This is a genomic window from Streptomyces laurentii (genome assembly GCF_040635425.1).
GTDB classification, from domain to species: Bacteria; Actinomycetota; Actinomycetes; order Streptomycetales; family Streptomycetaceae; genus Streptomyces; species Streptomyces laurentii.
Genome location: NZ_JBEYHT010000019.1, coordinates 43,998 through 62,622 on the forward strand (window position 1 = coordinate 43,998; position 18,625 = coordinate 62,622).

Sequence of the window (18,625 nt, forward strand, 5' to 3'; positions counted from 1 at the left end):
GGACTCCCAGGGGGTTACGGTGACGGACACTCGGGGGCAGCAGCCCTCGTACGAGACGTACAACGGGCCGCTGCCCGGCGAGCGCGCCGGTGCGCAGCAGCAGGGCCCGTACCACCCGCCGCAGGCGTACGGCGCCGGCGGCCAGGGTGGCACGGCCGGCGGGGCCACCGCCGGCCGGCCGGCGGGCGGGGGCGGCACCATGGGCGGCCAGAACGGGGCCGCCGCGGCGCGCAAGCCGCGTACGGGGGCGCGCACCACGCCGCGTACCCGCAAGGCGCGCCTGCGGGTCGCCAAGGCCGATCCGTGGTCGGTGATGAAGGTCAGCTTCCTGCTCTCCATCGCGCTCGGCGTGTGCACGGTGGTCGCGGCGGCGGTGCTGTGGATGGTCATGGACGCCATGGGCGTCTTCTCGACCGTCGGCGGCACGATCAGCGAGGCCACCGGTTCCAACGAGTCCAACGGCTTCGACCTGCAGTCCTTCCTGTCGCTGCCGCGGGTGCTGATGTTCACCTCGGTGATCGCGGTGATCGACGTCGTCCTGATGACGGCCCTCGCGACGCTGGGCGCGTTCATCTACAACCTGTCGGCGGGCTTCGTCGGCGGTGTCGAGCTGACGCTGGCCGAGGACGAGTAGTCCGCGGCCGACGCGGGACGGCGGGGTGTGCGGGCCGGTGCCGGGAACGGATTTTGGGACTGGCCCCCACGTGCGCTAATCTTCAGGAGTCAGCGCGCGGGACACACACCGCAAAGCGCGGCGGGGCTATAGCTCAGTTGGTTAGAGCGCATCCCTGATAAGGATGAGGCCACAGGTTCAAATCCTGTTAGCCCCACAGACAGATCGGCCCGGACGGTTCACCCGCCCGGGCCGATTGCTTTGTCCACGATGACCGGTGTGTAGAGTGGGCGTCAGAATTCCCTACGCCAACGAAGGACGAGGTCGCGCGGTGAAGAAGCTTCTCCTGGTCGCACTGGCCGCCATCGGCGGGCTCCTCGTGTACCGCCAGATCCAGGCGGATCGCGCCGAGCAGGATCTGTGGACGGAGGCGACCGACTCCGTGCCCGCAGGTTCGGGTGTGTGAGACGAAGAATCGTCTGTGAGTGAGGCCCCGGCCGCGAGAGCGGTCGGGGCCTCAGTCTGTTTCCGGGGGCACTCTGGTCTCCTCCGTCTCTCCCGCACCTCACATCTCCCTCGTCTCTCCTGTCTCTCCCGTCCTTCCGGCACCTCCTTCACCGGAGCGAACACCTGGCACGTCTTCGCGCATCTGTAGGGTCTCGGGCACGGACACGGGGAGGGGAAGCGTGTGGACAGGCGACGGGGTGGCGGCCGCGGTCGTACGGCGGGAGTGCTCGGCGCGGCGGTGTGCGCGGCCCTCGCGCTGCCGGGCGGGGCGTGGGCGGCCGGCGGTGCCGGCACCGCCGGCGCGGACACGGACGCGAAGGGATACGCGTTCGAGGCCGACGCGGCGCGGGTGAAGGGGGCCGTCTCCACCCTGGACGCGGAGCGGCTGCAGGCCGGCCGGACGTACCGCGACACCCTCAAGAAGGACGGCAAGCTCTACTACCGCGTCGACCTGGACGCGCAGCAGAACGCCTATGCCTCGGTCGTCGCCGTGCCCAAGGCGGGCACCGCGGCCACCTTCGCCGACGGCGTCAAGGTGAGCATGCGGGACGGCTCCGGGACGCAGTGCGGGTACCAGGACGAGGACTTCGGCTCCGGAAAGTACGGGCGGCCGATCGCGGCCTATGCCGATCGCACCCTGGAGCCCGGTTCGAGTACGTGCCGGAAGGCGGGCGCGTACTACGTCCTCGTCGAGCGCACGTCGAAGGAGGACTCCGACCCGGGCGACTGGGAGCTGGAGATCCGGTTCCGCACCGAGCCGGGAGTGAAGCCGGTCGGCCCGACGAAGCTGCCGGAGAACTGGGCCTCCGGCACCCCCCAGCCGCCCGCGGGAGGCCCTCGGCCGCGCGACGGCGGCGCGGGCCTGCACGAGGCGGTTTCGCTGGGCGAGGGCGAGTGGCGGACGGACCTCCGGCCCGGCCAGACGGTTTTCTACCGGATACCGGTCGACTGGGGACAGCAGCTCTTCGTCGGCGCCGAACTGGGCAGCAGCCCGGCCGCGGACACGTACGTCGGCGGCGCGCTCGCGCTCTCCCTGGAGAACCCGGCGTACGGGCACGTCACCGACAGCCAGAGCCTCGGCTACTCCGGCGGCCCGGCGAGCATGGAGCTCGGCCCGCAGCGGCCGGTCGCCTACGAGAACCGGTTCGCCGCGAACCGCGAGACCAGCGCGATGCGGTTCGCCGGCTGGTACTACCTGTCGGCCACGCTGAGCCCCGAGCTGGCGGAGGTGTACGGGGACGGGGCGCTGCCGCTGACGCTGCGGGTGACCGTACGAGGCAAGGCCGAGGCCGGGCCCGCGTACCAGGGCGACGCCGGGCCGTTCGCGGTGACCGGGGACGACCGCGACGCGGCGGAGAACGGGCTGAGCGTGCCCGCGCAGCAGCGCGGCGACACCCTGCGGATCGTCGGTCTGGCGGGGATCGGCACCGGGACGGTGCTGGTGCTCGGGCTCGGGGTGTGGTGGTTGCCGGCCCGGAGGTCGGCGGCCGGAAGGGCATAGGGCCCGACCCCGAGGACAGGCCCTGGTCCCCGCGTGCGGCCGGCCGGAATGGGTGGGACGGCCGCACGCGTGTGGACTATGCCTGGATGAGGGCCCAGATGCCCACGGCGAAGCACACGAGGGCGGTGACGAGGACCGGGACCGCGACCTTGGCCGGAGGGCCGGGTCGGCGGGCCGGGACGGGTGCCGGGGTGGTCGGCACGGTGGGTGCGGGCGGGGTGGCCGGTGTGGGCGGGCCGTAGGGACCGGCGTACGCGGGCGCGGGCTGGGGCACGGGGGCGTACGCGGGCGCCGGCGGGCCCGCAGCGGGCGTCAGGGGCGCCGTGGGCACCGTCGGAGCCACCGGCGCGGGAGTGGCCGCCGGAGCCTGCGAGACGGGCGTACGGGGCGGGGGCGGCGGCAGATGGAAGCTGCCCGTCTCGGACGGCCCGGGCAGGGGCGCCTGCGGCTGCGGTTCCGGATCCGGTGCGGGCGTGGGCGCCTCGGGGCCATTCGGGCCGAAGCCGGCCGGCAGCGGGCCGATCTGATCGAAGATCTCGACCGGCTCCTCGCCGCCGGGCCCCGGTTCGGGCAGCAGTTCGACCGCCGCGGTCAGCGCCTTGCGCGCCCCCGTGGCCGTACGGAACCGGGTCTGCGGATCGGGCTGGAGCAGCCCCGCCAGCACCTGCCACAGCGGCTCCGCGATGCCCTGCGGGGCGCTCGGCGTGCCGTGGGCGAGGAAGTGCCGGACGAGCGCGTCGGAGTCGGGCCGGCGGCCCTGCAGCAGATAGAGCCCGACCAGGCCGACCGCGAACAGGTCGGCCGTGAAGTCCGGCTCGGCGCCGAGCAGCTGCTCGGGCGCGAAGTAACCGGGCGTCCCCACCACGTAGTTGGTCTCGGTGAGCCGCGGTTCGCCCTTGCGCATGGAGATGCCGAAGTCCGACAGCCGCAGATGCGGCCGCCCGGTGCCGGTGACCTCCATCAGGATGTTCGCCGGTTTGATGTCGCGGTGCACGACCCCCTCCGCGTGCACCGTGGCGAGCCCGGACAGCAGCTGGTCGAGCAGGACGCACACGAAGCGGGGCGGCAGCGCGCCGTAGTCCCCGATCACATGCGACAGCGATCCGCCCGCCACCAGGTCCATGGTGAACAGGACCTTGTCGTCGTCCGCGGCCCAGCTGGCCGGGGCCAGCACGTGCGGATGGTCGATGCGCAGCGCCTGCTCGCGCACGAAGCGCAGCAGGGTGTGGGCGTCGCTCTGCTGGAGCACCTTCGCCGCCACGTAACGGCGGCGCCGGTGATCCCAGGCACGCCAGACCGCGCCGACCCCGCCGCGGCCGATCGGGTCGATCAGCTCGTACCGACCCGCGAAGACCTCACCCATCGCGCTGCGCCCGCTCCCCGTACGTCTCGACTGCCTCGCGTGACCCGCTCCGGCCCGGTCCGACGCGGCTCGGTCCGACCTAGCCCTAGCCCCCGTCCGACCCGGCGCGTCAGTTCTGGTGCGCCTCGTAGTGGGCGACCGCGTCCGCGGTGCGCCCGGCGCCGTACACCCGGAGGAACTCTGCCAGCTCGGGGTGCGCGGGCGCGAGCGAGTCGGCGGCGTCGAGGATGTCGCCGGCCGCGGCCACGGAGCGCAGCAGGGACTGGATCTCGCGGACCACGCGGCGCACGGTCGGCGCCCCGCTCGTCCCGGTGGACTGGCCGTTGCCCGAGGTCAGCACGGAGCCGCCCTGCGACTTCTTGATCTGGTCCATCCGGTCCGCCGCCTCGGCGGCGCTCACGCTGCCGTCCGCGACCTGCCCGGCCAGCTCCTGGAGCGCCTGGACCCGCTGGACCACGGCCGGGTTGCCGATCTTGGCCCGCTGGCCGCTCATCAGCTGGGACAGCATGGGCGCCGAGAGACCGAGCACGGCGGCGAGCCGGGCCTGGTTCAGCCCGAGGTCGTCGATCAGCCGGCGGAACAGCGCGCCGAGCGGCTCCCCGTACCAACTGCGCTGAAGCTCGCGGGCTCTTGCCGTGGCTTCCTGCTGCGCTGTGTCCATGACTGTTTCTCCCCATCCCTTGGGTTCGCCACTGCGAACCCCGGTCAGCATCTTACGGAGCGTGGTCGTTTCCGGGGAGTCCCAATCCTTTTGCGGGATACGGGGGGTGACCCGGTACTCTGGTCTCGTTCCGGGGCCTTAGCTCAGTTGGTAGAGCGCTGTCTTTGCATGGCAGATGTCAGGGGTTCGACTCCCCTAGGCTCCACTCCCGAAATGCCCTCTGACCTGCGGAAACGCGGTTTCAGAGGGCATTTTTCGTTGGCGGGCGCGGGGTGCGGCGAGGGCGGGCGCGCGCCCGCTTCGGCCGGTGGCCGCGACGCCTTCCGCCCGCCCGCCCGCCCGGGCGGGCGACGGGTGACGGCCGGCGGGGCCGCCTCCGGCCCCAGAGTGCATTACTTTCGGAAGATCCGCATATTCATGCACGTCGGCTTTCTGTCGCCGAAGGGGCGGCGGGGCGCGGTCGGCCGGGGTGCCGAGGGGGGGCGGCGCGGGCGTCGACCCGGTCGGTTCCCGGCCGGTCCTGGCCGGAAGGATCGGTACGCGGAGAAGCTTTTCCGTCTGCCTGCCTCGCTTCTCGGCCAGTTTGCCGACGCGCATATGCCACGGCGTAAGAGCGTCGAAGCGGCTTTCAAAGTAAGGGTTCTGTTTGCGCGGCCGTCTTTCCGTAAGCCCCTCGGGCGGGTTTGCCGAGTTTGTCCGTGCGTCCTTTTTCCCGCGGGAACCAATGTCCTGATCGGCACGTGAAACAGGGCAGGGGCGCGGAAGCTGTCTAACCTCGAAGCCATGACACTCTCTCGCGATCCAGGCGATTTATCGCCCTCCCGCCGCCGGCGTTCCCGTGGTCCTGCGATCACCGCGACCGTCGTGGCGCTCGCCGTGCTGGGCGGCGCCGGTTACTGGGGATACACGACTCTTTCGGACGACGGGGAAGGCACGGACGACCCCCGGGTGGCGGAGGCGACGGCCGCGCTGACCGCCTTTCTCGACGCCTGGGAGACCGGCGACGCCAAGCGGGCCGCCGGGCTGACGGATACCCCCGACAACGCCGAGTCCTTGATCAAATCCGTGATGACCAATCTGAAACCGTCCCGCACGCAGATCGAGGCGGGCCGGGGAGAACGGAAAGCGGGGCAGGGAGTCACGATTCCGTTTACCGTGAAAATGGCCATTCCGGGGGCGGGTGACTACTCCTGGACCTCCCAGGCGAATGTGGTGGAGGGCAAGGGTGCCGGGGGCGCGGGGGCTTCCGGAAAAGGTCAGCCCGGCGCGAAGTGGCAGGTGGAGTTCACCACGCAGATGGTCCACCCGGCCATGGTTCCGGGACAGACGCTCGCCCTCAAGTCCCGTGAGCGGGCCGCCGTCCTGGACGCCAACGGCGAGGAGCTGCGGGCCGGATCCCTCGTCGGGGTCGTCGACCCCAAGACCGGCAAGGGTGTCTCGGGTCTCCAGGCGCGGTACGACAAGCAGCTCGCGGGCGGCGGGGGGCAGGCCAAGTCGGTCGTGGTGGTGGCGCGCGAGACCGGTGAGGTGGTCAAGAACCTGACCAGCGCCGGCAAGGGAAAGGGCACCCCGGTCCGTACGACCATCGACCCCGAGGTCCAGGAGGCCGCGGCAGCCGCCTTGGAGGGCGTGAAGAAGAACGCGGCCATTGTCGCCATCGACCCCGAGACCGGCCACATCCTCGCGGCCGCGAACATGCCCGGCGGCATGAACCGCGCCCTGGAGGGCCGCTATCCGCCCGGCTCCACCTTCAAGGTGGTGACGGCCGCCGCCCTGCTCCAGCAGGGGATGAAGCCGTCCGACCGCGCGGACTGCCCCAAGTTCGCCGAGGTCAACGGCCAACGGTTCGAGAACCAGGACCAGTTCGTGCTGCCGTCGGGCTCCACCTTCCGGGACAGCTTCGCCCACTCCTGCAACACCTTCTTCGTCAACTCCCGTTCCAAGCTGCCCTCGTCCGGCCTCCACGACACCGCCGCGGCCTTCGGCATCGGCGGCACCTGGGACGTCGGCACCCTCACCTACGACGGCAGCGTCCCGGTGTCGAACAGCGACAACGACAAGGCCGCCGGCACCATCGGACAGGCGCGCGTGCAGGCGTCCCCGCTCGTCATGGCCTCCATCGCGGCCACGGTGAAGTCGGGCTCCTTCAAGCAGCCGGTCCTCATTCCGGACGCCGTGAAGAAGCGGTACGAGGCGTCCGCCACGCTGGACGCCGGAGTCGTCGACTCGCTGCGGGACATGATGCGCGCGACGGTCACCCAGGGCGCGGGCAAGGCGCTGCGCGGCCTGTCCGGCGAACCGCACGCCAAGACCGGCACGGCCGAGTTCGGCTCCGAGACCCCGCCCCGTACGCACGCGTGGATGATCGGCTACCAGGGGGACCGGAACCTCGCCTGGTCGGTCCTCCTGGAGGACGGCGGTTCCGGCGGCCGGGACGCCGGACCCATCGCGGCCACGTTCCTGGAGAACCTGACGAGGTGACATCCGGACGTACTCCGCGGTGACCGCCCGGCCCGTGCGGGGCGAGCGCCGGCGGACGTCGCCGCCGTCCGCCGCGCGGGCCGGGTGGGACGCGTGGTTACCCTCCTGCGTACCGATTCCGACGACAGGGGAACGAACCGTGCGTACCGCCACCGTGACAGCCGACGGCGACCGGATCCGCTGGGTGGAACTGCCGGGGCGGGAGCCGTCACGAGTGTTCGTGCACGGCCTGGGCGCGACCTCGCCCGCCTACTTCACGGAGGTCGCGGTCCACCCGCTGCTGGCCGGACACCGCTCCCTGCTGATCGACCTGCTCGGCCACGGGCTCAGCGACCGGCCGACCGGCTTCGGCTACAGCCTGGAGGAGCACGCCGACGCCCTCGCCGCGGCCCTCGTCGCCGCGGACGTCTCCGGCGCCGAACTGATCGCGCACAGCATGGGCGGCTCCGTGGCGATCGTCCTGGCCGCCCGGCACCCGCGTCTGGTGTCCCGGCTGGTCCTGGTCGACGCCAACCTCGACCCGCTCCCCCGCGTGCCCGGGAGCGGCGGCAGCAGCGGCATCGCCGCGTACACCGAGCGGGAGTTCCTGGACGGCGGCTGGGAGGAGGTACGCGACCGGGCCGGCGCCCACTGGTGGTCCACCATGCGCCTCGCCGGCCGGGAGGCCCTCCACCGCAGCGCGACACGCCTCGTCGAGGGGACCGTGCCCACCATGCGCGAGCTGCTGCTGGACCTGAAGATCCCGCGCACCTTCCTCCTGCCGGAGGCCGACGGTCCCCTCCCGGGGGCCGACGCGCTCGCCGAGGCCGGCGTCGCGGTGGTCCCGATCCCGGACTGCGGCCACAACATCATGCTCGACAACCCCCAGGCCTTCGTGGAGGCCACCGCCGCCGCCCTCGCGGCCGAGGGCCGGCCGTAGCGCCGGCGTCATCGCCGCCTACGAACAGGGCCTCATCACGCCCGGACAGTGCGGTTCCTGGTCGTAAACCTCCCTCTGACCTGCGGAAACAATGGGATCCGAGGGTGGTCGCGCACGGGGCGGCGCGGGCGCACACTGGCAGGAGGGGGCAGGGCTCGGAAGAGGGTGCTCGCGATGGCCAGGACGCCTGGGACGACCGGACGCGGGGCGCGGTCGCGCTACGCCCCGGACCGGGGGCTCTCGACCCGGATGGCGACGACGATGTTCCTGATCGGGCTGCTGTACGTGGTCTTCGTCGGCGTCCTGATGGTGCTGCTGCGCGGTTCCTGGCCGCTGATCCTGGTGATCGCGGGCGGGCTCTTCATCGCGCAGTTCTGGTTCAGCGACAAGATCGCCGCCCTGGGCATGGGCGCCCGGGAGGTCACCCGGGAGCAGGCACCCGATCTGCACGGCACCGTGGACCGCATCTGCGCGCTCGCCGACATGCCGAAGCCGAAGGTGGCGATCGCCGACAGTGACGTGCCCAACGCCTTCGCCACCGGACGGGGCGAGAAGACGGCGCTGGTCTGCGTCACCACCGGCCTGCTGCGCCGGCTCGAACCGGAGGAACTGGAAGGCGTCCTCGCGCACGAGATGTCGCACGTGGCGCACCGCGACGTCGCGGTGATGACGATCGCCTCGTTCCTCGGCGTGCTCGCCGGGATGATGACCCGCGTCGCGCTCTACAGCGGTCTCGGCCGCGGCCGTGACCCCGGCACCGCCGCCGTGATGATCATCGTCCCCGTGGTCAGCGGTGCCGTCTACGTGCTCAGCTTCCTGCTGACCCGGGTCCTCTCGCGCTACCGCGAGCTGGCCGCCGACCGGGCCGCCGCGCTGCTCACCGGCCGGCCGTCGGCGCTCGCCTCCGCGCTCACCAAGGTGTCCGGCGAGATGGCCCGGATCCCGACCCAGGACCTGCGCAAGGCGGAGCCGTACAACGCCTTCTGGTTCGTGCCCGCCTTCTCCTCGAAGGAGAGCCTGGGCCGGCTGCTGGCCACCCACCCCACCCTGGAACAGCGGCTCGACCAGCTCGCCCGGATCTCGGCGCGGCTCGGCGAGGCGTGAGCCACGAAGGCGCCGACGAGTCGGGTGTCAGGCGCGAGAACACGGGACGTGCGACCCGAGACGCGAAAGCAGGGCTCATGGGAATCCTCGACACCATCTTCGGACGCAGCAAGCCGGTCCGGCCCGACCTCGACCGGCTGTTCGCGCTCCCGGCCGCCGCGCTCACCCTGGAGGCGGGCACCGGCTACATCCCGACCGGGGCCGGGTCGGTCTGCTTCGCGGGGGTGGAGGGCGGGGCGTTCACCCGGCTGAAGGAGGACGTACGGGAGCTGCTCGACGTGGACGAGCGGCTGGGGGCGGCGCCGGTCGCGTTCAGCCAGGACGCGTACGGCTACACCTGGCTCGCCGCCCGCCGTCCCGCCGACGACCTGATCACGCTCGTCAACGACCTGCACGGGGTCAACAGCCTGCTGGAGGAGGCCGGGTTCGGGCCGCAGCTGCTCTGCTCCCTGACCGTGTTCCGGGCGGAGGGTACGGAGGGCGGGTCCGCCCCGCGCGGCCACGACCTGGCCCTCGTCTACCTCTACAAGCGCGGCACCTTCTACCCCTTCGCGCCCCGTTCCGACGGTACGGAGTCCCGCGACAGCACCCTGGAGTTGCAGGTCAGGGGCCTGCTGGCGGGGGATCTCGCGATGGAGCCGGATCTGGAGCGCTGGTTCCCGGTGTGGGGTGCCCCGGGGCTCGGCGAGGCGGACCGGTACTGAGCCGGTCGGGTGGTGTTCATCGGAAGAACTGCGCGGCAACGGCGTCGCTCCGGGCATTCCGGCTGCGCGTCCTCATGATGAGGGACGTACGAAAAACACGCAATTCGGAATGAACCATCCGAGAACGTCCCGAAAGTGAGGGGTCATGGCCGCTGCCAAGCAGTTCTGGACCACCTTCGTCTCCGTCCTCTTCGCCCTCTTCGCCTCCCTCGGCCTCGCGACGCCCGCCACCGCGCGCGGCGAGAAGCCGGCCGTCCCCGGCGACACCGCGGCCGGCACGCCCACCGCCGTCGGCGCCCGTTCCGGAGCGCCCGCGTCGGCCGCCGCGTCCCCACACCGGGCCGCACCCGGATTCGCCGGCGAGCCCGCGCACGCCTCCGTACGCGTACCGGCGCAGCGCACGGTTCACCCCGCGTACTCCGGCACCACGTACTCGGGCCGGAGTCACGCCCTGCCGCCGACCCTCAAGCAGCGCATCCGCGCCGAGGCCCACGGCTCCTCGCCCTCCGTCCGCCAGCTGCGGGCCGACGCCCACGCCCCGGTCAGCACCGATCTGGCCCACCTGACCGACCAGACGGACGAGACGAGCCCGGCCCTCGCGCCGCGGACCGCGAAGTCGGCGAAGGCCACGGCGGCCGCGTAGGGCGCGTGGCGGAGATCGATTCCGCATGCGCGCCCCACGCCGGCCGCCCGCATCGGCGGGCCGACGGTCCACAGGCCCATCGCTCCGGAGACCTCGTCTTCAGAGACCCGGTGGCAGACCCGGCGGCAGACCCGGCGGTCCTGAGGCCAGCGGTCCCCAGATCAGTGGTCCCCAGACCCGGCAGCCCGGCAGGCTTGTGCCTCCCGGCTCGTGTCCCTCTCTCGCTTCACCCCTTCGGCTGACGGGCTTCGGCTCATCCGGCCCACTCGCACAGTCAGTACGGCATATGCCTCTCGGCCCGTGCCCTCCGGCTTACGGCGAGTCCCGGCCGACGAGTTCCGGCTCGCGGATCAGCGCCCATGAAGGAACCGCACTACCTCGCGGCACCCCGTACGACCCACGGCCCATGGCTTCGGCATCACGTCCCGTGGTTCAGCGGCGCCGGTCGTCGCCTTCCCCGGACTCCGTCTCCGCGTCGGCCTCCGCCTTGGCCTCGGCTTCCGCTTCCTTGGCCTCCAGCTCCGGATCGAGGGGCGACCCCTCGTCGTCGACGGACGACATCGCGGTCCTCTCGTCCACGTCGGTGGGTGCGGGCGGCTCGACCAGCCAGTCGGGATTGGCCTGCTTGTCCCAGCACTTCCAGGCGGCGAAGATGCCGCCGACCAGCAGTCCGAAGATCAGCAAGCGCTTGGCGGCGCGCCCGGTACAGGCCCGGCGCTCGTTCCTCCGCACGATCTTCTCGATGTCCTTCGGCGTCACCTGTCCGCGCAGCGCGGCCAGGGCGGCAGTCGAACGCGACCCGGCCTCCTCCAGGACCGGACCGGTCGCGGCGACCGCGTGCTCGACACGCGGCACGGTGTAGTCGGCCGTCTGACGGGCGGCCTTGCGGGTCATGACCAGCGCACGCTGCGCGGCCTCGTCGACCCGCGGCGGTACATGCGGTGCGACCAAGGCGTCGTACTGCTGACGTGCCTGAGTACGGGCCTGCGACGCGGCCCATGAGACTTTCGGCGCGACCTTGGTGCGCGCCCCCCGCGCAGTGCACTGCGCGTAGTGGACGGCCTGGTCCCTGGCCGTGTACGCGTATGGCGCCACCACGTCCGCGGCGTGCAGGACGCTCTCCTTCGCCGAATCTTTCGCGGCGCGCACGCTGTCCATGCGGGTCACGGGATCCCTCCTCGATCATCCTCGGTGGCGATGTCGGTTTTTCACCTTTCCATCCTTTTCGGAATCATGCCTGTCCGTCCGCGCTCCGGCATGCGGGGCGGGCATCCGGGGCATGCGGGCATGCGAGGATGCCGACCGGTGGTGCCGACCGGGAAGCCGACCCGAGCGGGCCGGAGCAGTGGAGGACGACAGGACGTGGCCGGACAGGTGTACGCGACGCTGAAGACCAGCAAGGGGGACATCGAGGTCCGGCTGATGCCGTTCCACGCCCCCAAGACGGTCCGGAACTTCACCGAGCTCGCCCGCGGCGAGCGCGAGTGGACGCATCCGGCGACGGGCGTGGTGTCCACGACCCCGCTCTACGACGGCACGGTCTTCCACCGGGTGATCAAGGGCTTCATGATCCAGGGCGGCGACCCGCTGGGGAACGGCACGGGCGATCCGGGCTACGAGTTCGCCGACGAGTTCCACCCCGAGCTGTTCTTCGACCGGCCCTATCTGCTCGCGATGGCCAACGCCGGCCCGAACACCAACGGCTCGCAGTTCTTCGTCACGGTCGGCGCGGCGACCTGGCTCAACCGCAAGCACACGATCTTCGGCGAGGTCGTCGGAGCGGAGAGCCGGAAGGTCGTGGACGCGATCGCCGCCCTGGAGACCAACCCGCGGACGGAGCGCCCGGTCGAGGACGTCGTCCTGCACTCGGTCGTCGTCGAAGAACGCTGACCGAGTCCCGCCGAGCGCAGCGGGCCGCCCCCCAGCGCGCCGACCGCCGACCGCCGATCGACGACCGCCGATCGACGATCACCGACCGCTGGTCGAAAACCGCTGGTCAGAGGCGCGCAGGAACCTTGAGCCCCGCCCATCCGTCAGGAGGAGGGCGGGGCGCCGCGCGAGCCCGCGGGCCCGGTCCGTACCGTCCCGTCACGCCCGCACCACCATCCGCCCTCGGGAGGACCCCCATGGACGTGCAGTCCGGTCTGCCGCGCTGCTCCCGACACCCGGACGTCGAGACCGGCATCCGCTGCACCCGCTGCGAGAAGCCGATCTGCCCGACGTGCATGATCCCGGCGTCCGTCGGCTTCCAGTGCCCGGACTGCGTCCGGGGCGGCTCCGGCACCGGGCACGCCCCGAGCGCGAACCAGCCGAAGACGCTCACGGGCGGCCGGCTGCGGACGGACGGCCGGGCGGTCACCAAGGTCCTCATGGCGCTCAACCTCGCCCTGTTCCTGGCGGTGCAGGCGTCCGGCGACCGGCTGGTGAGCCAGCTGGACCTGGTCGGGTACGCGTACTACCCGGTGCTCGGCGAGGTCGTGGGGGTCGCGGACGGTGAGTGGTACCGCCTGGTCACCTCGATGTTCCTGCACCAGGACATCGTCCACTTCCTCTTCAACATGATGGGCCTGTGGGTGGTCGGCGGGATCGTCGAGCCGGAGCTGGGGCGCGGCCGGTTCACCGCGCTGGCCCTGCTCTCCGGCCTCTCCGGATCGGCGCTGGTCTATCTGCTCGCCTCGCCGGCCCAGGCCTCGCTCGGTGCCTCCGGGGTGGTCTACGGCCTGCTCGGCGCGTGGGCGGTGCTGGCCCGGCACCGGCGTTCGGACATGCGGCCGGTCGTCGTCTTCGTGGGTCTGAACCTGCTCATCACCTTCACCCGGCCCGACATCTCCTGGGAGGCGCACGTCGGCGGCCTGGTGGCGGGCGCCCTGCTGACGGCGGCCATGGTGTACGCGCCGCGGGCCCGGCGGAATCTCGTCCAGTACGGGGCGTGCGCGCTGGTGCTGGTGATCGTCCTGGGGATGGTGCTGAGCCGGACGGCCGCACTGCTCTGAGCCCTGCTCCGAGGGGGAGGGCCGGGTGAGGGACACGCGCGGGGACGCCCGTCAGCGCAAGCTTTCCCCAGAGTTATCCACAGTGTGTGGCGATCGGGTCACTTTGATCGGGACATGCCTCAGCCCCTCACCTCTGACCAGCAGTGATGCTGTAGAAGTGAGGGGCTTGGCGTGTCCACAGTCAGGAGTGATCGACCGGCTCGCGGTCGTACCGGCGTCAACCTGGTGTGAGTTATCCACAGATCGTCGTAAGTTATCCAGTGCTGTGCACAACGCTGTGGATAACTATGCGGCGGGGAGCGTCACTTCCACTGGGTGGAGACACCGAACCCGGCCGCGATGAAGCCGAAGCCCACCACGATATTCCAGTTCTTGAGCGACTCGACCGGCATGGAGCCGTCGGTGACGTAGAAGACCACGATCCACACCAGCCCGATGGCGAACATCGCCAGCATCACCGGGGCCACCCAGCTGCGGTTGGTCAGCTTGATGGACGCGGCCTGCTTCGCGGGCGGCGGCGTGTAGTCGGCCTTCTTGCGGATCCGTGACTTCGGCACGAGGGACTCTCCTGTCGATGCGCTGCGTGACCGCGCAGGGAACTGGGGCTGGCGCCGGCGGAACGTGCGGAAGCGGCGAAGCGGACCGCGGCGTCCCCCGGGCGTCCGTTAGCGTAGTGCTTCCGTGGCACCGAAGGGGATCAGGGTACGTTGAGCAATTCCGCCGACACTCCCGCCGGGCCGGGCCGAAGCCTCAGGTGGCGCCCCGTCCGGGTGCTGACGGCTGCCGTCTTCGCACTCGCCGGGCTGATCTTCGTGACCAGCTTCAACACCGCGAAGGGCACCAACCTCCGCACCGACCAGTCCCTGCTGCGGCTCTCCGACCTGATCGAGGAACGCAGCCACAAGAACGCCGGCCTCGACGAGACCGCCGCCGCCCTGCGCCGCCAGGTCGACAGCCTCGCCTCCCGCGACGACGGCTCCACCGACGCCCAGGACAAGCGGCTCGGCGCCCTGCAGGCCGCCGCCGGCACCACCGAGACCTCCGGCCCCGGCCTCACCGTCACCCTGAACGACGCCCCGCCGAACGCCCAGGCCGCCCCCGGCTATCCCGAGCCGCAGGCCAACGACCTGGTCATCCACCAGCAGGACCTCCAGGCCGTCGTGAACGCCCTCTGGCAGGGCGGCGCCCAGGGCATCAAGGTCATGGACCAGCGGCTCATCTCGACCAGCGCCGTGCGCTGCGTCGGCAACACCCTGATCCTCCAGGGCCGCGTCTACTCCCCGCCCTACAAGATCACCGCCGTCGGCGACCAGGACCGCCTGAACAAGGCCCTCGCCGATTCCCCCGCGATCCAGAACTACCGGCTGTACGTGAAGGCGTACGGGCTCGGCTGGAAAGTCGACGAGCACAAGGCGATGACTCTGCCCGGCTACTCGGGCACAGTGGACCTCCACTACGCGAAGCCCGTGAGCTGACCGGGCCGGCCGCCCGAGCGACCGGCCCGTCCGCCGCCGGGCCGACCGCCCGGGAGGTCCGGTGGCGCTGCGACGGGTGATCCGCACCCTCAGCGAGCTGTGCGTCACCGTCGGCGCCCTGATCGTGCTCTTCGTCGGCTACCTCCTGTACTGGACGGGCGTCCAGGCCGGCGACGCCGTCGCCGGGCAGCTCGACACCCTCCAGCAGGAGTGGGTGGACCGTCCCGCGGACGTCGCCCCGCCCGCCGCGCCGCAGGATCCCGCTCCCGGCCCGGCTCCCGCCCCCGCGCGGTACGCCGACGGCAAGGGCCTCGCCGTCATGTACGTCCCGCGCCTCGGCCGCGACTGGGAGTGGCCGGTCCTGGAGGGCACCCGCACCGGCACCCTGAAGAAGGGCCTCGGCCACTACGCCGGCACCGCCCGCCTCGGGCAGACCGGCAACTTCTCCGTCGCCGGCCACCGCCGCACCTACGGCGACCCCTTCAAGGACTTCCCCCGGCTGCGTCCCGGCGACGCCGTCGTCCTCACCGACGGGACGACCTGGTTCACGTACCGCGTCGACCGCGCGCCCCACCGGACCGTCCCCACCGACATCGGTGTCATCGACCCCGTCCCCCGGAAATCGGGCTTCACCGGCCCCGGCCGCTATCTCACCCTCACCACCTGCGACCCCGAGTGGGGCAGCAGCCACCGGCTGGTCGTCTGGGCGCACCTGGACGCCACCCAGCCGGTCACGGCAGGCCGTCCACGGGCTTTGGCGGGCTGACCCCCGAGCGCCCCCGCGACCCGTACTCTGGTCCCCGTAACGAACGGAAGGGGCGTCGGACGTCATGTACGGATGGATCTGGCGGCATCTGCCGGGCAACGCCTGGGTGAAGGCGCTGATCTCGGTCGTGCTGGTCCTCGCGGTCGTCTACGCGCTCTTCCAGTACGTGTTCCCCTGGGCGGAGCCGCTGCTTCCGTTCAACGACGTGACGGTGGACGGTCAGTGAGCGCGCGCATTCTCGTCGTCGACAACTACGACAGCTTCGTCTTCAACCTCGTCCAGTACCTCTACCAGCTCGGTGCCGAGTGCGAGGTGCTCCGCAACGACGAGGTGGAGCTGCGGCACGCGCAGGACGGCTTCGACGGCGTGCTCCTGTCGCCCGGCCCCGGAACGCCCGAACAGGCCGGAATCTGCGTCGACATGGTGCGCCACTGCGCCGCCACCGGCGTGCCCGTCTTCGGCGTCTGCCTCGGTATGCAGTCGATGGCCGTGGCCTACGGCGGCGTGGTCGACCGCGCGCCCGAGCTGCTGCACGGCAAGACCTCCCCGGTCACCCACGAGGGCAAGGGCGTCTTCGCCGGACTGCCCTCGCCCTTCACCGCCACCCGCTATCACTCGCTGGCCGCCGAGCCCGCCGCCCTGCCGGCCGAGCTGGAGGTCACCGCGCGCACCGAGGACGGCATCATCATGGGGCTGCGTCACCGCGAACTGCCCGTCGAGGGCGTGCAGTTCCATCCCGAGTCGGTGCTCACCGAGCACGGTCACCTGATGCTCGCCAACTGGCTGGAGCGGTGCGGCGACACGGGTGCGGTGGCGCGGTCGACGGGACTCGCGCCGGTGGTGGGCAAGGCCGTCGCGTGACGGCCGGGTCGCCGTGGTTCCGGGCGACGAACCCGCCGGAGGACACGGAGCCCGATCCCGCCCCGCCGGCGTACGGGGCCCAGGCGGCCCCCTACGGGGCGGCACAGGCCCCGGAAGCCCCCCTGGGGGACCCTGACGCCTACGGCACGCCCCAGGCGCCCCAGGAGGCGTACGAGGCCCCGTACGAGCCCGCGTACCAAGGCGGGTACGAGACCGCGTACGCGACCACGCGCGCGTACGAGCCGATACCGGCCCCCGATCCCGGCCCGGCCTATGACACGCCGAGCCCGGCACCGGACCCGGCCCAGGACTACGCGTCCACGCAAGTGCTCCCGCCCGTACCGGCATATGACGGAGCCGACATGGCGCCGGCGGCCGAGCCGCCGGACGACGAGACGATGGCGCTGCGCTCCCTCGGCGAGGCCGCGGCCCCCGCCCCCGTACGACGCACCGAGCCGCTGCCGCCCCCCGGACCCGGCCGGGCCGAACGCCGTCGCGCCGCCAAGCGCAAGGGCGGCCGTGCCGCCCCCGCACCAGCCGCCCCTCAGCCCTCTCCGACGCCCGAGCGGCCGCTCTCCCGGGTGGAGGCCCGCCGGGCCGCCCGCGCCGCCAAGGACTCCTTCGGCGTCGTCCTCAGCCGCGGCGTCGGCGAACTCTTCATCACCTTCGGCGTCGTGATGCTGCTCTTCGTCACCTACCAGCTGTGGTGGACGAACATCCGGGCCGGCCAGCAGACCGACAAGGCCAAGGCGGAGATCGAGAACTCCTGGGACCAGGGCGGCGACAGCGGCGCTCCGGGCGCCTTCGAACCCGGCAAGGGCTTCGCCATCATGTACATCCCCAAGCTGGACGTGGTCGTCCCCGTCGCCGAGGGCATCAGCAAGACCGCCGTCCTCGACAAGGGCATGGTCGGCCACTACGGCGAAGGCCGTCTCAAGACCGCCATGCCCGCCGACAAACAGGGCAACTTCTCCGTCGCCGGTCACCGCAACACCCATGGCGAGCCGTTCCGTTACATCAACCAGCTCAAGCCCGGCGACCCCATCGTGGTCGAGACCCGCGACGCGTACTACACGTACAAGATGACCAGCATCCTGCCGCAGACCGCGCCGTCGAACGTCTCGGTCATCGACCCCGTGCCCAAGCAGTCCGGCTTCACCAAACCGGGCCGCTACATCACGCTGACGACGTGCACCCCCGAATTCACGAGCACGTACCGCATGATCGTGTGGGGACAGCTCGCCGACGAGCGGCCGCGCAGCAAGGGGAAGCCCGCCGCGCTCGTAGGCTGATCCCCACACCGAGACCACCACTTCGGACGGGACGACCTCGTGGCACGTGCGCGCAACCGGATCGCCGGGATCATCAGCGTCTTCGGCGAACTCCTCATCACCGCGGGTCTGATCCTCGGCCTCTTCGTCGTCTACTCCCTGTGGTGGACGAACGTCATCGCCGACCGGGCCGCCCACAAGGAAGGCGCCAAGGTCCGCGACCAGTGGGCCGCCGGGGGCACCACCGCGGGCCCCGGGGCGCTCGACATAAAGGGCGGCATCGGCTTCCTGCACGTGCCCGCCATGGACAACGGCGAGGTGCTCGTCAAGAAGGGCACCGACACCGAGGTCCTCAACGGCGGCGCCGCCGGCTACTACACCGAGCCCCTCAAGTCCGCGCTGCCGCAGGACAAGCAGGGGAACTTCACGCTCGCCGCGCACCGCGACGGGCACGGCGCGAAGTTCCACAACATCCACAAGCTGAAGAACGGCGATCCGATCGTCTTCGAATCCCGGGACACCTGGTACATCTACAAGGTCTACGACACCCTCCCGGAGACCACGAAGTACAACGTGGACGTCCTCCAGCCGGTCCCCAAGGAATCCGGCAAGACCAAGCCGGGCCGCTACATCACCCTCACGACCTGCACGCCGATGTACACCTCGGACTTCCGCTACATCGTCTGGGGCGAACTGGTCCGCACCGAGAAGGTCGACGCCAAACGCACCCCGCCGGCCGAACTCCGCTCCTGACGCCGCGTAC

20 protein-coding genes and 2 tRNA genes are annotated in these 18,625 nt (G+C 71.5%); 18 read left to right on the forward strand and 4 right to left on the reverse strand.

The genetic code is table 11. From position 1 onward, the window contains the following. Positions 1-19 precede the first annotated feature (19 nt). The 4 genes from ABZ693_RS14810 to ABZ693_RS14825 all read left to right on the forward strand — a co-directional run bounded on the left by ABZ693_RS14810 (position 20) and on the right by ABZ693_RS14825 (position 2,621). Complete coding sequence (locus tag ABZ693_RS14810; protein WP_359876440.1) at positions 20-634, forward strand: DUF3566 domain-containing protein; 615 nt, start codon at positions 20-22, stop codon at positions 632-634. A 122-nt stretch (positions 635-756) separates the two neighbouring features. Continuing rightward, positions 757-830: transfer RNA gene (locus ABZ693_RS14815), tRNA-Ile, on the forward strand. 114 nt (positions 831-944) lie between these two features. Next, a complete protein-coding gene (locus ABZ693_RS14820; protein ID WP_003958712.1) occupies positions 945-1,079 on the forward strand; it encodes a DLW-39 family protein in 135 nt (44 codons plus the stop codon). Between the two features lie 222 nt (positions 1,080-1,301). Continuing rightward, positions 1,302-2,621: a hypothetical protein gene (locus ABZ693_RS14825; RefSeq protein WP_359876442.1), complete on the forward strand. Its 1,320-nt coding sequence runs from the start codon at positions 1,302-1,304 to the stop codon at positions 2,619-2,621. Positions 2,622-2,697: 76 nt separating this feature from the next. Here ABZ693_RS14825 and ABZ693_RS14830 read toward each other — a convergent pair whose 3' ends face one another. Together ABZ693_RS14830 and ABZ693_RS14835 are read right to left on the reverse strand one after the other, a co-directional pair. Further along, positions 2,698-3,984, reverse strand: a complete 1,287-nt coding sequence (locus tag ABZ693_RS14830; protein WP_359876444.1) for a serine/threonine-protein kinase — start codon at positions 3,982-3,984, stop codon at positions 2,698-2,700. 109 nt (positions 3,985-4,093) lie between these two features. Beyond that, a complete protein-coding gene (locus ABZ693_RS14835) occupies positions 4,094-4,645 on the reverse strand; it encodes a helix-turn-helix domain-containing protein (RefSeq protein WP_359876446.1) in 552 nt (183 codons plus the stop codon). 132 nt (positions 4,646-4,777) lie between these two features. Between ABZ693_RS14835 and ABZ693_RS14840 the strand changes: the two genes are divergently transcribed. From ABZ693_RS14840 to ABZ693_RS14865, 6 genes are all read left to right on the forward strand, one after another. Further along, positions 4,778-4,850: transfer RNA gene (locus tag ABZ693_RS14840), tRNA-Ala, on the forward strand. A gap of 578 nt (positions 4,851-5,428) precedes the next feature. Then, a complete protein-coding gene (locus ABZ693_RS14845; protein ID WP_435842425.1) occupies positions 5,429-7,126 on the forward strand; it encodes a penicillin-binding transpeptidase domain-containing protein in 1,698 nt (565 codons plus the stop codon). Positions 7,127-7,265: 139 nt separating this feature from the next. Next, positions 7,266-8,045 carry an alpha/beta fold hydrolase gene (locus ABZ693_RS14850; protein WP_359876450.1) on the forward strand — a complete coding sequence of 260 codons (780 nt, stop codon included), beginning with the start codon at positions 7,266-7,268 and terminating at the stop codon, positions 8,043-8,045. 174 nt (positions 8,046-8,219) lie between these two features. Further along, positions 8,220-9,149 carry a zinc metalloprotease HtpX gene (gene htpX / locus ABZ693_RS14855; RefSeq protein WP_359876452.1) on the forward strand — a complete coding sequence of 310 codons (930 nt, stop codon included), beginning with the start codon at positions 8,220-8,222 and terminating at the stop codon, positions 9,147-9,149. Between the two features lie 77 nt (positions 9,150-9,226). After that, complete coding sequence (gene pspAB / locus ABZ693_RS14860; RefSeq protein WP_359876454.1) at positions 9,227-9,853, forward strand: PspA-associated protein PspAB; 627 nt, start codon at positions 9,227-9,229, stop codon at positions 9,851-9,853. A 145-nt stretch (positions 9,854-9,998) separates the two neighbouring features. Next, the gene (locus ABZ693_RS14865; RefSeq protein WP_359876456.1) at positions 9,999-10,496 is read left to right on the forward strand and encodes a DUF6344 domain-containing protein; all 498 of its coding nucleotides are present in this window, start codon (positions 9,999-10,001) and stop codon (positions 10,494-10,496) included. Positions 10,497-10,928: 432 nt separating this feature from the next. Here the strand turns inward: ABZ693_RS14865 and ABZ693_RS14870 are convergent, their stop codons facing one another. After that, a complete protein-coding gene (locus tag ABZ693_RS14870; RefSeq protein WP_359876458.1) occupies positions 10,929-11,663 on the reverse strand; it encodes a DUF5324 family protein in 735 nt (244 codons plus the stop codon). Positions 11,664-11,858: 195 nt separating this feature from the next. Between ABZ693_RS14870 and ABZ693_RS14875 the strand changes: the two genes are divergently transcribed. Together ABZ693_RS14875 and ABZ693_RS14880 are read left to right on the forward strand one after the other, a co-directional pair. Next, positions 11,859-12,386, forward strand: a complete 528-nt coding sequence (locus ABZ693_RS14875) for a peptidylprolyl isomerase (RefSeq protein ID WP_359876460.1) — start codon at positions 11,859-11,861, stop codon at positions 12,384-12,386. A gap of 236 nt (positions 12,387-12,622) precedes the next feature. After that, entirely contained in the window at positions 12,623-13,489 is an 867-nt protein-coding gene (locus ABZ693_RS14880) for a rhomboid family intramembrane serine protease (protein ID WP_359876462.1), read from the forward strand. A gap of 302 nt (positions 13,490-13,791) precedes the next feature. Here the strand turns inward: ABZ693_RS14880 and crgA are convergent, their stop codons facing one another. Next, positions 13,792-14,046, reverse strand: a complete 255-nt coding sequence (gene crgA / locus ABZ693_RS14885; protein ID WP_359876464.1) for a cell division protein CrgA — start codon at positions 14,044-14,046, stop codon at positions 13,792-13,794. Between the two features lie 150 nt (positions 14,047-14,196). On the opposite strand from crgA, the gene ABZ693_RS14890 reads away from it, so the two are divergent. The 6 genes from ABZ693_RS14890 to ABZ693_RS14915 all read left to right on the forward strand — a co-directional run bounded on the left by ABZ693_RS14890 (position 14,197) and on the right by ABZ693_RS14915 (position 18,615). Then, entirely contained in the window at positions 14,197-14,964 is a 768-nt protein-coding gene (locus ABZ693_RS14890; protein WP_359876466.1) for a DUF881 domain-containing protein, read from the forward strand. A gap of 61 nt (positions 14,965-15,025) precedes the next feature. Beyond that, positions 15,026-15,730, forward strand: a complete 705-nt coding sequence (locus ABZ693_RS14895) for a class E sortase (RefSeq protein ID WP_359876468.1) — start codon at positions 15,026-15,028, stop codon at positions 15,728-15,730. A gap of 64 nt (positions 15,731-15,794) precedes the next feature. Then, the gene (locus tag ABZ693_RS14900; protein ID WP_169092881.1) at positions 15,795-15,956 is read left to right on the forward strand and encodes a hypothetical protein; all 162 of its coding nucleotides are present in this window, start codon (positions 15,795-15,797) and stop codon (positions 15,954-15,956) included. Further along, positions 15,953-16,591 (forward strand): aminodeoxychorismate/anthranilate synthase component II, encoded by a 639-nt coding sequence (locus ABZ693_RS14905; RefSeq protein ID WP_359876470.1) that lies wholly within the window; start codon positions 15,953-15,955, stop codon positions 16,589-16,591. Before ABZ693_RS14900 ends, ABZ693_RS14905 begins: the two co-directional genes overlap by 4 nt. Then, a complete protein-coding gene (locus tag ABZ693_RS14910; RefSeq protein WP_359876472.1) occupies positions 16,588-17,883 on the forward strand; it encodes a class E sortase in 1,296 nt (431 codons plus the stop codon). The genes ABZ693_RS14905 and ABZ693_RS14910 overlap by 4 nt, the downstream gene beginning before the upstream one ends. Before the next feature lie 39 nt (positions 17,884-17,922). Beyond that, a complete protein-coding gene (locus ABZ693_RS14915; protein WP_359876474.1) occupies positions 17,923-18,615 on the forward strand; it encodes a class E sortase in 693 nt (230 codons plus the stop codon). The last annotated feature ends 10 nt before the right edge of the window (positions 18,616-18,625 follow it).

Bases quoted from the DNA above. Each gene is read 5' to 3' on its own strand.
- ABZ693_RS14830 (WP_359876444.1), bottom strand. From the start codon at position 3,984: ATGGGTGAGGTCTTCGCGGGTCGGTACGAGCTGATCGACCCGATCGGC.
- ABZ693_RS14835 (WP_359876446.1), bottom strand. From the start codon at position 4,645: ATGGACACAGCGCAGCAGGAAGCCACGGCAAGAGCCCGCGAGCTTCAG.
- ABZ693_RS14845 (WP_435842425.1), top strand. From the start codon at position 5,429: ATGACACTCTCTCGCGATCCAGGCGATTTATCGCCCTCCCGCCGCCGG.
- htpX (WP_359876452.1), top strand. From the start codon at position 8,220: ATGGCCAGGACGCCTGGGACGACCGGACGCGGGGCGCGGTCGCGCTAC.
- pspAB (WP_359876454.1), top strand. From the start codon at position 9,227: ATGGGAATCCTCGACACCATCTTCGGACGCAGCAAGCCGGTCCGGCCC.
- ABZ693_RS14865 (WP_359876456.1), top strand. From the start codon at position 9,999: ATGGCCGCTGCCAAGCAGTTCTGGACCACCTTCGTCTCCGTCCTCTTC.
- ABZ693_RS14880 (WP_359876462.1), top strand. From the start codon at position 12,623: ATGGACGTGCAGTCCGGTCTGCCGCGCTGCTCCCGACACCCGGACGTC.
- ABZ693_RS14900 (WP_169092881.1), top strand. From the start codon at position 15,795: ATGTACGGATGGATCTGGCGGCATCTGCCGGGCAACGCCTGGGTGAAG.